Consider the following 13158-nt stretch of genomic DNA (forward strand, 5'->3'; position numbering starts at 1 on the left):
TTTCATTTTAACAGAAATCTACCGGCAGAAACCGGGAATCACGACGTTACGTGAAATACAAAATTCCCCATTCCCGCCTTCGGAAATGAGGAACTCAGCTATATTCCATTGCGATGAGGGTCGTGTCGTCCGAACGCGATTCCCCGAACTCGATATCGTACTGCTCGATAAGATCCTGAACAGTGTGGGCCCGGTAAAAGAGCTTGGATAATTTCCTCTCATCCACGCCATCCGAAAATACAAGGAACCGCATTCCCTTCTCGAGATCTCCGCGTTTCACCCTCAACTCTCTGGGGTAGCCGGCGAGAAAACCGGGGAGCGGGATATTCCTGCTTTTTTTGCCGGAGCCGTCGACAACGACAATACCTATATTCCCGATGGAAGAATAGGCATACGTTCCTTCTTTCTTATCAATACGAAGGATGCCGAGCACTACGCCTCTTTTTCCGTCAAGAACACGGTTACATTTCTCGATGAGTGATCGGATCGTATCGTCCGGATTCTCTTCTATCACCTGCATAACAGCTTTGGAAGCATCTTTGGCCAGTTCTCCGCTGCCCAGACCGTCTGCCAGTGCACAAATGAAATTATTTTCCGTTTCATTATAGATGAAACTGTCTCCACAGTAGTAATTCCCCTGCTTCGGTTTTTGATACGTTGCCACATTCAAAGCTGTATCCGACATCAGCGGAACGCCTCGGATGATTCGGACTGAAGAGCTTCTCTCAGTTTACGCAGGGCGCGGCGCTGCAGACGGGAAACGTGCATCTGTGAAATGCCGAGCTGTTCTCCGGTATCCTTCTGGCTCATATTCTTGAAATACGTGCACTGAAGAATCTCCTGCTCCCTTTCACTGAGAATAGGGAGTACTTTCTCCAACAGCATGCGCTGATCGATATTTTCATATCCATCTTCCTGATCACCGATGAGATCAAGGATTGTCACCGTACTTCCGTCAGAATCCGCTTCTATTTTACGATCGACAGATAGAGCTTTGTAGCTTTTGCCCATCTCCATCGTTTCCAGCACATCTTCCTCAGAAACTTCGAGATATTCGGAAATTTCCAGTACGGAAGGGGAACGCTGCAGATCACTCGTCAGTTCTTCCGATGCTTTTTTGATCTTCGGCCCGAGCTCCTTAATACGTCTTGGTACGTGTACACTCCACGTCTTATCCCGGATAAAACGTTTTATCTCTCCGATAATAGTAGGAATGGCGAACGATTCAAACGATTTCCCGAACGACGGGTCATATCTTCTGATAGCGGCCAGCAGTCCGAGCATTCCTACCTGTACAAGGTCTTCGTGGATAGTACTGTTTTTGCTGTACTTCCGTGCGATAGATTCCACAAGATCATTATAGGTGAGTACGATTTTCTCCTGTATTTCCTCATCACGCGGGTGTTCCTGAAGATACGCTATCCACTCATATACTTCATCATTGTGATGTTGAGACTTGGTCGCCATCACGGCCCACCTCGTTTTCATGGAGATACTTCGTCATAAGTACGATCACTCCATGCTCACTCTTGATTTCCACTTTATCCATCAAGGCATCAATAAGAAACAGACCGAATCCGCCTTCGCGGAGTTCTTCCACGTTATCTTCCTGCTGGTATGGTCCTATTTCTTCTTTGACGGCTTCCAGATTAAAGCTTCCTCCATGGTCGGCCACCATGATTTCCAGACGATCTTCATAAACCCCACAACCTATAGTCAACTCACCATCTTCATCACTTTTATACGCATGTTCCACACCGTTTGTAATCGCTTCTGATACCGCGACTTTCAGATCTTCGATGTCTTCGTAATTGAATCCCATGCGGCTTGCAATACCGGAGATACTAAGACGGACTACCCCGATATATTCCGGTTTTGCAGGAACTTTCACTTCAATGAAATCAAAAGCATTAACCATTACATTCCACCTCTGACTGATGTGTTGATATCCATTATTTCCGTAAGACCGGTTATCTTGAACAGCCGATACACCCGTTCGTGCATATGAATCAGTTTCATATCGGACCCGTGTTCTTTCGTGGACTTAAGGGCGCTGATGAAAATGCCGAGGCCGGTAGAATCCATATAGTTGACCGCACCAAGATCCACCTCTACCAGGGCACCTTCCGTTTCTGTAAGCGGAAGCAGTTCCTGTTTCAGTTTCGGAGCCGTAAAGGCGTCCACTTCCCCGTCCAGAGTCATAACCGAATGCTTCTCTTCGGGCTTTGTAACATCTATGCTCAAATTCACTTAAGACACTCCTCCCTGTGTTTCCTCAAAGTAACTAATCATCTTCATTCCCATACTCACGACCGGCTAAACATCCCTTTTCAGGACAATCAGTGTGAAATCATCCCGCAGTTGAAAATCCTGCAGCCGCTCGAAGTATTTATAAACACTTTCTACAATTTCCTGAGACGAAAGGTGTTTATACTCACGGATGACTTCAAGGATTTCTTCCTGTTCAATGAAGTCATCCCCCTTGCGGCATTCCGTGACCCCGTCCGTCAGCAGCACAAGCATATCGCCTTTGTTCATCTTTCTATCGTATTGTTCATACATGGCATCGGCCGATACACCCAGCACAAGTCCGGGAGCGGAGATCTCCTCGAACTCGTCTTTTTCTTTATGGTAATAAAAACCCGGTTCGTGCCCTGCGGAGGCGTACGTGAGGGTGCTGGATTCCGTGTTATACATACAGTACATCATCGTAATGAACATATTGGAATCCACGTTTCTTTCAACGACCCGGTTCAGGCTGCCGAGTATATACTTCGGATCCATACGCAACTCCGGAAAGCTGTCCATCGCGTATTTGATCATGGACATGCATAAAGCCGCAGGTACCCCTTTTCCTATTACGTCGGCTACTGCAACACCCAGCGAACCTTCATCATCCACGACGAAATGGTGGTAATCTCCGTTCATCTGTCTGGCAGGGACACTTAACGCTCCGATGTCCACCCCTTCCATTTCGGGTTTCACAGTAGATAATAAGGTTTTCTGCATATTGGCAGCGACGGCTATTTCAGACTTGAGCTCCAGCTGTTTTTCACGCAGAGCCTGAAATTCCTGATAAGCCAGACCATAGGACATCATCGTTTCCATTAAAAAATCGAAGGAATCAAGAATATAATCAGGCAGTTCAGGGTATAGTTCCTGCAACGAACGCAGATGCACGTTTATTATCTCTTCCGGAGAAATGTTCTGCTGCATCGACTGCTTACTGAACTGCTCCGCTTGATAAAGAGCACGCTCATCTTTCGTACGGATGTACTCATCGAGCAGATTCCGGTAGTTCTCGAGGTCCAGCTTTAACGTGTTCATTGTTCACCCTCCCTTGTTATCGGAGCCATTTCGTAGACTCGATTGTGGTTCCTTCGCCGGACTTCGAAATGATATCGAATTCATCCATCAGCCTCTTCACCCCGGGCAGACCTGCACCAAGGCCTCCGGAGGTGGAGTATCCATCTTCCATCACCTGGGCCAGATCACTGATTCCGGGTCCTTCATCGGTAGCTTTTATAGTTACCCCTTTCTTTTGAACGGTTTCAATAGCTTCAAAACAAATCTTACCGGCGCCGGCATACAGGTATATGTTACGGGCAAGCTCTGAGATGGCTGTTGCGATTCTGGCCTGATCCACCGTTTTGAAACCTACTTGTGTAGCGATATCCCGGCCCATCTGTCTTGCCGCCACGATATCCCATTCCTTTTTTATATATACACAGGACTGATCGCTCATACCTTACTCCTCCAATTCTTGACGCAACTTTATCAACCCTTGTTCAAGATCCAGCGCAGTCGGTACGTCTTGCAGATGAATGCCAAGATCGATCAGGGTCACTGCGACAGCTGGTTGTATACCGGTGAGTACGACTTTTGCCCCCATGAGGTCGGACATCGTTACGACATCGCCGAGCACTTTGGCGATGAAGGAGTCGACGATATCGACAGAAGTCAGATCAATGACTACCCCCGTGGCTCCACTTGAATGAATCTTTTCAAGCAGGTCTTCCTGAAACTGGATAGCCGTTTTGTCATCAAGTTCTGTCTGTATGGATATCAGCAGGTAATTGTGCAGTTTCAGAATTGGAATTCTCATTCTTCTTCACTCCTATCCAGGGACTCTATAAGATTTTCTATTTCTTCTTCACGGTTCATACCTTCGACTATTTCCCTGTTCGTAAGCTCAAGCGCTGTCTGGAAGCCTTTCCTCAAGGAACTCTTCGTCGGGAATTTTCCTAAGTCTATGCCCAGGTTGACGATTGTCTGGGCGATTTCCGGACGGATTCCGACGAGAATACAGCGGGAGCCGATCAAACGTACAGCTTCTGCCGCCTGGATGATATGGTGAGCCACCATCGTGTCGACCACCGGCACACCCGTAATATCGATCAGTACGACTTCGGCGTTGTGTTTGATCACTCCGTCCAGCAGGCTTTCCATAACCATTTTCGCCCTCTCGGTATCTATAGTACCGATCAGAGGCATGATCGTAATGTTATCCATTACCGGGATAAGCGGTGCAGAGAGCTCCTGGAGAGCCATCCGTTGAAGGGAGACGATGTTCTCCCAGCTGCCCGAGTATTCGGACACCAGTTCGTTCACCAGCGGGTCCACCCATTCATCCACTTTCTCAAGCACCCACGGGAAGTAATCGTCGCCGAGCTCGAAGTAATTATCGGCTTCAGAGAAATCAAAATCCTCCCATTTGTGGATAATGAACTTAACAACGCTCCTGCGGAAGACCTGCATCCCGTCTGTTAGATACGTAAGCGGCCAGCCGAGGTTAATCAGTTTCTCCGCAAACTCATCGAGCGGCGTTTTAGCTATCTTTCCTTTTTGGATGCCTTCGAAAATCGCGTTCGCAAACTCCCGGTTCGTATTTTCGAGTGCCTCATCGGAAAGCGACTGGTAAAAGGCCCCGCCCTGATTCTTCTTTACCTGTTCAATCCACATCCGTACTATTTCATCACTGTTATCCAATACTACGTCTTTTAAAATCTTCTCCATCTATCATTACCTCCACGCTATGGAAAGCTTCGTTTGAATTTATTACTGCCTTTATTTTAACAAAAATACTTTGTCAGGTGTACTAAACGGAATACATTAAGTATTATTGATGCCCGAAATGTATTATTTTGAATATTGTGTTAAAAATTTCCTTAATAAACAAGGAGACTGCCAGCAAGCAGTCTCCTAAAAATCGATAAGCCCCAAACTGATCTGTAAGGCTTTGTTCACACGAAGCATCATCGATTCATCCAGATGTGTAATCTTGTCTGTCAAACGCTGTTTATCGATCGTTCTGATTTGTTCCAGTAATATAACAGAATTCCGTTCAAATTGATACTTTTCTGCATTGATCTCTACGTGAGTAGGCAGTTTAGCTTTTTGTATTTGCGCTGTAATCGCCGCTACGATTACAGTGGGGCTGAAACGGTTCCCGATGTCGTTCTGCAGGACAAGCACAGGGCGGACTCCCCCTTGTTCAGAACCTACTACCGGTGACAAATCAGCGAAATAAACGTCTCCTCGTTTGACCATCAAAGGATTCACACCCCGCTCACTAATTGCTCGAGGGTGTGCTCCGCCTCCTCTTCAGCCTGGAAAGCTTCTGAAGCGATAGTTAGATTGATTTTAGCCATTTCCATATACCCCTGACACATAGATTCCCGAATCTGCCGTTCTTTTTTCTCACGCAAATACATCCTTATTGCCTGACAAAGAAAATCATTTCGATCGCACTCTTCTTCTATTGTGTAACTGTCCACTTCGTTCAGAAGGGTCTCCGGAACTCTAAGAACAATTTCCTCCATGCTCTCTGACAAACGATACACCTCCACGATTCTCTCTAAAAAATCCAGTCATCTGCTAATTATAATAGTACCATTGCAGAGGGGTGAATGCAAAGAGCTATTTGAAGATCAGACGAGAGGATGCTGGAGTCTGTGAGACGTGGAAATCACCTCATTATTTCTTTTGAAAATCCTCGGAACGCGACCGGTGATGAGGCACGGAATTTCGTAATTGATCGTGTCCACATAATCGGCGACCTCGTCCATCTCTATTTCCTCATCTTCCTGCCTGCCGATGAGGACCACTTCCGTTCCCGTCGGATAACATTCATCCAGACGCACCATGAACTGATCCATACAGATACGTCCCACGATTTCGCATCTCTTTCCGTTCACGAGCACTTCCATCCCCTGCAGTTTGCGGATCCATCCGTCCGCATACCCAAAGGGGACCGTTCCGATCCACTCACCCGGGTCAGTCCGGTAGGTGGCGCCGTAACTGATTGCTTCCCCTTCCTCGAGTTTTTTAACGTGGATGAGTGTACTGTGAAGGGAGAAGGCAGGTTGCAGATCTATCGGCCTCTCCTCTTTCACCTCTCCGGAGGGGTAAAGACCATACATGCCGATTCCGAACCTCACATATTGAAACATATGTCCAGGAAATCTCATGCCGGCTGCACTGTTCCCCGTATGTACGTCCACTTCCCCGCTCCAGGACTCACCGAAATATTCAAGAAGACGGGTAAGGCGTTCATTCTGTTCCCTGTAATGAGACAGATCTCCTTCATCCGCGGTGGCAAAGTGAGTGAATACGCCGGTAAGCTGCACGTTTTCTGTATTGCGAAGGGCGGAAAGCACACTCTCCATCTCCGCCTCCGAGCGGACTCCGATTCTTCCCATACCCGTATCGATTTTGAGATGGACGTGCAAGGGCGTCTCTCCCGTGTCTTTGACCCGTTCAATCCACTCTTTCTGGTACACGGTCACGGTGATGTTCTCCCTGGCAGCAAGCAAAGCATCTTCCGGGCGCGTATACCCCATGACCAGGATCGGCACGGTTATGCCGGCTTTTCTTAACCGGAACGCTTCATCCAGCAGTGCCACGGCAAGACGTTCAGCCCCCGCTTCGATAGCGGTCCGGGCCACCTGGATGTCCCCGTGTCCATATCCGTTCGCTTTCACAACTGCATAAACACCCGTCTTTTCAGGTAGACGCCCTCTCATTTGCCGGACGTTATAATGTATGGCATCCAAATCGACTTCCGCAAAAGAATCCCGGTAAAACTTCTCTTCCATCTCTTCCATCTCCCACTTTATTGGTTTCTTTCGTCGTTTATGCGCCTTTACCGTCTCAACCGGTAAATCAGCGCTTTTCCCCTATTCCTTAATATACGTACGAAAAACGGAGGACAACCCTTCCACAACGTCCGTCGGGAGCAGATCATACACCGTTCTCTCTCCCGCTGTCAGCAGTTCGGCCGATTTCCCGTGGAGAAAACAGCCGTTTGCAAGAGCTTCCAGAGGATGTTCATGCTGCATCAGCATCGTCAGCAGGATACCGGTGAGCACGTCGCCGCTCCCTCCTTTTGCCAGACCTTCATTTCCGGAGGATTCCACAATCTGCCGCCCCTCCGGAGCCGTTATGATCGTATGCGGCCCTTTCAGAACGACATACACTCCGTAGTCACGCGCGAATTTACTGCTTATCGAAAAAGGATTCCGTTTCACTTCTCCCGTACTTTCACCGGTAAGGTCGGCCATTTCTTTCACATGCGGAGTAACTACGGTCACTTCCTCCCTTTCTTTCAGCACGTCCAGCAGGAAGCGGAGGTGATACAGACCGTCCGCATCGATCAGAAGGGGCACCTTCGTCTCTTTAAGAAGTGTTTCTATGACAGCACGACCCGGTTCTTTTCGTCCCATGCCGATACCTGCAGCGACGCCGTCTTTTCCTGTGAGCGAGTCAGTATCTATACCGGATATAACGCCATCCGCCTCTTCTGTTCCCATAAACATCACTTCAGGCAGGGTTCCTGCCGCAGAGGGGATGTTGCCGGGCACAGTCGCCGCCGTCGTCAGACCGGCACCGGCTCTTATGGAAGCTTTCGCTGCCATTACGAGGGCACCGGGCATCATCTGTGCTCCTCCGATCAAAAGTCCTTTCCCCCGGGAACCTTTATGGGCAGAGGCAGGGAGTCGAGGGTAGCCTTCTTTCACATCTTCTTCCGCCTGCCATTCCCGTTCCGGGTCCGTGACTGACAGAGGCGGGAGACCGATATCCACCACTTCCGCCTCCCCGTAGTAACCCGAGGTATGTTCGGTGAAAAGAGAAAGCTTCGGTGCCTGGACGATGAACGTCGTGTCCGCTTTCACCGCTTCGAATTCCTCTTCCCCTTCATCCGCAGGCAAGCCGGATGGGATATCTATACTGACCCTGTGCATCCCGGACAGGTTCACGTCGCGGACGAGATCATCGAAAGGAGGCCGCAGAGGACCTCTCACCCCTATTCCGAGCATGGCATCAATAACTACTGTGCCTCGGTTCCATTCCTGTTCCGTGAGTTCAGCAAGATCATACCCGCTCTTCGTATACACATTTTTGTGATAAAGGGCGTCTCCTTCAATCTTCTCATCAGGCACTACCTGGACGGCTGTAACGCCAAATCCCTGATCTTTCAGAATTCTGGCGATAACGTAGCCGTCCCCTCCGTTGTTGCCTCCCCCGATCAGCACGAGGAATTTCTCGTCCTTCGGAAATTTCTCCCGGATTCTTCCGGCGAGGGCACGCCCCGCATTTTCCATCAGAATATAGCCTTCCCGTCCGTACTCATCCATTGCCCGTCTGTCCCACTCATACATTTCCTCTGCACGCACTATCTGCACATTCATCCCTCCCGGATCGTTTTTTTATTCGGACAAGCTAAAGAAAACTATATCCTCTCCACTACCACGTTCGCCACTGCATAGTGCTCACTGTGGGAAATGGAGACGAAAAAATTCACATCCTCCCGCCCCTTCACGGTAAGAACGGGTTTACCGTAACCGTCTGCATCTGTTTCAATCTGCCGGAAACCTATGCGTCCCACCCCGGTTCCGAGCGCTTTCCCGACAGCTTCTTTGACAGCGAATCGGCCCGCCATAAATTCTTTTTTTCTCTTTTCGGAAAGGGAGAAGTACCTCCTCTGCTCCTGGTCAGTCAATATTCGTTGAATAATCCGGGGGTTTCGCTTTATACTTTTTGTAATACGACCAATTTCCACAACGTCTATTCCGATGCCTGTAATCATTGTTCATCCTGTCCTTTACTTATAGTAATTTCCCCTCGTCCGGGGTGAGGGAAACGTGCTTTCCCCTAAAGCAGGCAGCACTTAAAAAGTACATGTTGTACACAAAGGAGACCGCCCATGTTTTTACGTACCGAAAGTTTCAATGATTTCCTCAAGCTTTATCCGGTCATCGCATTTCTCACCGGCCTGCACATCCTTCTGTGGCTGATAATGGATGTGTTCTCTTTCCCTTTTGCGGTAGAATGGAAGCAACTCGGGGTTGGAAACAACTTCCTGGTCAGTCAGGGGGAGTACTGGAGACTTCTTACTCCGATTTTCCTTCATGCCGGACTCTCCCATACGCTTTTCAACTCTTTCACTCTCGTACTGTTCGGGCCGGCGCTTGAGCGTATGCTCGGAAAAGTGAAATTCATCATCGCCTACCTGCTGGCAGGTATTGCCGGAAATATAGGAACGTATGCCGCAGACCCCGGGGCATTTCATTCCCATCTCGGGGCCTCTGGAGCCATCTTCGGGCTGTTCGGGATCTATGCTTACATGCTGTTTGCCCGGAAAGACCTTCTGGATCAGGCCAGTTCCCAGATAATCGGCGTATTCATCGTTCTCGGACTAATTATGACGTTTTTGCAACCGAACATCAACGTCCTCGGCCACTTATTCGGCTTCATAGGAGGGCTGGCACTGGCTCCTCCTTTGCTGAAAAACATCAAACCCGGATTCTTTTTCCGGTAAAAAACGTGGAAAAGCACTTTTTCTTTTCTTTTGAAGATAAATTGGAAAGGAGGCGCCTATGAAACTGTCAGCATCCAGGCGGTATCGTGAAGTTCTGAAAGTATTTTCGAGGCACGGACTGAGCCATGTTCTTGAAGGAGCCGGACTCAGAAAAGCCAGGAACCGGGCCACGACGGGCGTCCACCTGCGCCAGGCTTTTGAAGAGCTCGGCACGACGTTCATCAAATTCGGCCAGATTCTCTCCACTCGTCATGACCTGCTACCCGAAAAAATAACCGCTGAACTTGAAAAGCTTCAGACCGGTGTCTCTCCTCTGCCATTCGAAAGCATCCGGGGCGTCCTTGAAGAGGAACTGAAGGAGATTTCCCGGCATTTCAGACACATAGAAGAGGAACCACTGGCCTCCGCCTCTATAGGTCAGGTACACAAAGCCGTAACGATCGAAGGGACAGAAACAGTCGTGAAGGTGAGGCGGCCCGGAATCACCGAGCAGGTGGAGCTGGACCTCAAAATATTGTCGAGGCTCAGCCACCGGCTCGTGCATTTTCCGGGAATCGAAGAAACGAGACAGATTGAAGATCTGTACTACGAATTCGCAGGCACAATGCGGGCAGAGCTTGATTTTCTGAGGGAAGCCGAAAATATCAGTCAGATTTCCCGCAACTTCGAGGACTGGCCGGACGTCATCATCCCGTTCACCGACCCCGAACGGACCACTTCCCGCGTATTGACGATGGAATACATGGAGGGTCTGCGGTTCGGGGAGTTCCGTGAAAAACATGAAGAGGATCCCGGGTTTCAGAAAACGAGAAAAGAAATCGCCGAACTTTCCGCCGAGGTGCTGTTCAAAATGATTTTCGAGGACGGATTTTTCCATGCGGATGTCCATCAGGGAAATTTCCTTCTGAACGAAAATCACGAACTGATCGTTCTTGATTTCGGCATGGTAGGTTCCATTGATCAGCAAACCCGTCAGAAGCTTATGAATATCGCCCTTGCTTTCTCGTCGAACGACGCTGAACTTCTCACCGACGCTCTTCTCGATATTACAATCGAACCCGTCCAGGGCACGGACATAGATGCTCTCATCTCCGACATTAAGCGATTGCTGTACCGGACTTCCGGACGCGTACTTGAAGATATTTCGCTCGGAGAGGTGCTCGGCAAAATTTTCACCCTTCTCCGCCGCTATCACCTGAGACTTCCACCCACCTCCGCTCTGCTTTTCAAGACGCTCATCATGGCGGAGGGTACCGCCCGGGCAATCGATCCCGGATTCGAACTGCACAACACCATCGAAAAGCAGGGGAAGCGATGGATGAAAGAAAGGTATCGTCCGGATTATGTAAGCCGGGATATGTGGAGGTATGCAAAACTCTGGAAAGACATCGGAACGGAAACACCGCTCATGATCAAGCGTATGATGCGGAAAGGGATGAGCGTCGGAGTAGAACCGAAGGGGTGGGAGAATATAGTCGCCCATTTTCACATGATGGTAAACCGGATTGCAGTCACGCTGCTTCTCGCTTCCTTCATTATTGCTCTTTCCCTGCTTCTTTCCGTTTTCCGTCCGGATGAAGGGTACCAGCTGCTTTCATGGTTTCTGTGGGGTCTGTTCTTTCTTTCTCTTGTACTGGGCACTTCTCTCATTATTTCCATACTCAGCTCAAGACATAAATTTAAACATAAAAAACGCTGATATCTTCATTTACAGGCTGCCGGGGAATCATTATCCGGCAGTCTTTTCATATCCGGAAATAGCAGCAAAAAAAGAAGATACGCGAACCCGGCGCAAAGCCGAATCACGTATCTTCTATTTATCATTTACCTTTGTTGTTCTGGTTGAAGTTTTTACTTCTCCCTTTGTTGCCACCCTTATTGTAAGGGCGTTTGTTCGAATTACCCCGCTGGGAGGTACGGCCCTGGCCGCCTCCACCGCGCTTGTGTCTCCCGCCTTTGGCGCCTTTAGCGTTTCTCGTGCTGATCGGTTGTACCGATGACAGACGTACAGGCGTTTCCTGTCTTTCTTTAGTCAGCATTTTCAGAGCCGCCGCTACAAGATCCTGCGCCTCGTACTGATCCATAAGATCGCTGGCCGACTGTTTGTAGTCATTAATATCATCTGCGTTCATTTTTTCGATAAGCTTCGTGACTGCGATGTCCTGCTGTCCTTTTTGTGCTTCTTTATAAGAAGGCACACGGAGCTTCTCGATTTTTTTCTTCGTCAGCTTCTCAATCAGGTTCAGCTGATCTTTCTCACGCGGCGTGACGAAAGAAATGGATTCCCCTTTACGTCCGGCACGACCGGTACGGCCGATACGGTGCACGTAACTTTCAGGATCCTGTGGAATATCAAAGTTATAGACGTGTGTCACGTCCGAGATATCGAGACCACGCGCTGCCACATCGGTAGCGACGAGGATTTCAATCCGGCCCTCTTTGAATTTCTTCAATACGGACATACGTTTACCCTGAGTAAGGTCTCCGTGGATACCTTCTGCGCGGAATCCGCGAACCTGAAGGGCATCTGCCACTTCATCCACACGGCGTTTCGTACGACCGAAAACGATCGCAAGGTCCGGTGCATGAATATCGAGAAGGCGTGTCAATGCGTCGAATTTATGCTTCTCGGCAATTTCCACATAATACTGATCAATATTTGATACAGTCATTTCTTTTGACTTGGTCTTAACTTCTTTCGGCGTGTTCATGAGCGTTGTTGCAATATCACGGATCTCTTTCGGCATAGTAGCGGAGAAGAGAAGCGTCTGACGCTCTGTCGGGAGAGCTTTCAGAATGTCACGGATATCTTCGATGAAGCCCATGTTAAGCATTTCGTCTGCTTCATCAAGTACAGAAGTGTGTACCTGTTCAAGCTTAATTGTTTTCCTCCGGATATGATCGAGGAGACGTCCCGGCGTAGCAACAACGATTTCGTTGTTTTTAAGTGCACGGATCTGACGTTCCATGTTCGAACCGCCATACACTGGCAGTGACCGTACTCCTGCGTTTTTACCTAGACGGTTCAACTCTTCCGCTACTTGAATGGCAAGTTCGCGTGTCGGGGCAATTACAAGACCCTGTACGCCGCGCACCTGCTTGTCTACTTTTTCGATCATAGGGATTCCGAAAGCTGCTGTTTTACCAGTACCTGTCTGAGCCTGGCCGATAACATCATGACCCTCCATTCCAAGAGGGATCGTTTGTTCCTGAATGGGTGTCGTTTCTTCAAATCCCATATGATCTAAAGCTTTCAAAATCGGATCTGATAAACCTAATGAATTAAATTTAGTCACGTTCTTTGCATACTCCTTTTGTGTAAAAATCCTTTATCGCAA

16 protein-coding genes are annotated in these 13158 nt (G+C 48.8%); 2 read left to right on the forward strand and 14 right to left on the reverse strand.

The window, feature by feature from the left end:
* Nucleotides 1-94: 94 nt before the first annotated feature.
* The 13 genes from AAV35_RS11845 to acpS all read right to left on the reverse strand — a co-directional run bounded on the left by AAV35_RS11845 (nt 95) and on the right by acpS (nt 9088).
* Nucleotides 95-685: a SpoIIE family protein phosphatase gene (locus tag AAV35_RS11845; RefSeq protein ID WP_008591081.1), complete on the reverse strand. Its 591-nt coding sequence runs from the start codon at nt 683-685 to the stop codon at nt 95-97.
* Nucleotides 685-1467, reverse strand: coding sequence for an RNA polymerase sigma factor SigB (gene sigB, locus AAV35_RS11850; RefSeq protein WP_008591080.1), 783 nt, complete (start codon nt 1465-1467; stop codon nt 685-687). The genes AAV35_RS11845 and sigB overlap by 1 nt, the downstream gene beginning before the upstream one ends.
* Nucleotides 1439-1918 carry an anti-sigma B factor RsbW gene (gene rsbW / locus AAV35_RS11855; protein WP_008591078.1) on the reverse strand — a complete coding sequence of 160 codons (480 nt, stop codon included), beginning with the start codon at nt 1916-1918 and terminating at the stop codon, nt 1439-1441. The genes sigB and rsbW overlap by 29 nt, the downstream gene beginning before the upstream one ends.
* On the reverse strand, nt 1918-2250 hold the full coding sequence (locus tag AAV35_RS11860; RefSeq protein WP_008591075.1) for an STAS domain-containing protein: 333 nt from the start codon (nt 2248-2250) through the stop codon (nt 1918-1920). The genes rsbW and AAV35_RS11860 overlap by 1 nt, the downstream gene beginning before the upstream one ends.
* 66 nt (nt 2251-2316) lie before the next feature.
* On the reverse strand, nt 2317-3327 hold the full coding sequence (locus AAV35_RS11865) for a PP2C family protein-serine/threonine phosphatase (protein ID WP_008591073.1): 1011 nt from the start codon (nt 3325-3327) through the stop codon (nt 2317-2319).
* Between the two features lie 16 nt (nt 3328-3343).
* Nucleotides 3344-3745 (reverse strand): anti-sigma regulatory factor, encoded by a 402-nt coding sequence (locus tag AAV35_RS11870; protein ID WP_008591070.1) that lies wholly within the window; start codon nt 3743-3745, stop codon nt 3344-3346.
* A 3-nt stretch (nt 3746-3748) separates the two neighbouring features.
* Nucleotides 3749-4105, reverse strand: a complete 357-nt coding sequence (locus AAV35_RS11875; RefSeq protein ID WP_008591068.1) for an STAS domain-containing protein — start codon at nt 4103-4105, stop codon at nt 3749-3751.
* A complete protein-coding gene (locus AAV35_RS11880; RefSeq protein WP_008591065.1) occupies nt 4102-5016 on the reverse strand; it encodes an RsbT co-antagonist protein RsbRA in 915 nt (304 codons plus the stop codon). The genes AAV35_RS11875 and AAV35_RS11880 overlap by 4 nt, the downstream gene beginning before the upstream one ends.
* 186 nt (nt 5017-5202) lie before the next feature.
* Nucleotides 5203-5553 carry a type II toxin-antitoxin system PemK/MazF family toxin gene (locus AAV35_RS11885; RefSeq protein WP_008591062.1) on the reverse strand — a complete coding sequence of 117 codons (351 nt, stop codon included), beginning with the start codon at nt 5551-5553 and terminating at the stop codon, nt 5203-5205.
* 5 nt (nt 5554-5558) lie between these two features.
* Nucleotides 5559-5822, reverse strand: coding sequence for a CopG family ribbon-helix-helix protein (locus AAV35_RS11890; protein WP_040609582.1), 264 nt, complete (start codon nt 5820-5822; stop codon nt 5559-5561).
* Nucleotides 5823-5930: 108 nt separating this feature from the next.
* Entirely contained in the window at nt 5931-7097 is a 1167-nt protein-coding gene (gene alr / locus AAV35_RS11895; protein WP_008591058.1) for an alanine racemase, read from the reverse strand.
* A gap of 81 nt (nt 7098-7178) precedes the next feature.
* Complete coding sequence (locus AAV35_RS11900; protein ID WP_008591056.1) at nt 7179-8684, reverse strand: NAD(P)H-hydrate dehydratase; 1506 nt, start codon at nt 8682-8684, stop codon at nt 7179-7181.
* A 47-nt stretch (nt 8685-8731) separates the two neighbouring features.
* The gene (acpS, locus tag AAV35_RS11905; protein WP_008591053.1) at nt 8732-9088 is read right to left on the reverse strand and encodes a holo-ACP synthase; all 357 of its coding nucleotides are present in this window, start codon (nt 9086-9088) and stop codon (nt 8732-8734) included.
* A 117-nt stretch (nt 9089-9205) separates the two neighbouring features.
* On the opposite strand from acpS, the gene AAV35_RS11910 reads away from it, so the two are divergent.
* Nucleotides 9206-9820 carry a rhomboid family intramembrane serine protease gene (locus tag AAV35_RS11910; RefSeq protein ID WP_008591051.1) on the forward strand — a complete coding sequence of 205 codons (615 nt, stop codon included), beginning with the start codon at nt 9206-9208 and terminating at the stop codon, nt 9818-9820.
* A 58-nt stretch (nt 9821-9878) separates the two neighbouring features.
* Entirely contained in the window at nt 9879-11519 is a 1641-nt protein-coding gene (locus AAV35_RS11915) for an ABC1 kinase family protein (protein WP_008591049.1), read from the forward strand.
* A 121-nt stretch (nt 11520-11640) separates the two neighbouring features.
* Here AAV35_RS11915 and cshA read toward each other — a convergent pair whose 3' ends face one another.
* Entirely contained in the window at nt 11641-13116 is a 1476-nt protein-coding gene (gene cshA / locus AAV35_RS11920; RefSeq protein ID WP_008591048.1) for a degradosome RNA helicase CshA, read from the reverse strand.
* Nucleotides 13117-13158 lie beyond the last annotated feature (42 nt).

The sequence above is a fragment of the Salimicrobium jeotgali genome (assembly GCF_001685435.2).
Taxonomy (GTDB): domain Bacteria; phylum Bacillota; class Bacilli; order Bacillales; family Halobacillaceae; genus Salimicrobium; species Salimicrobium album.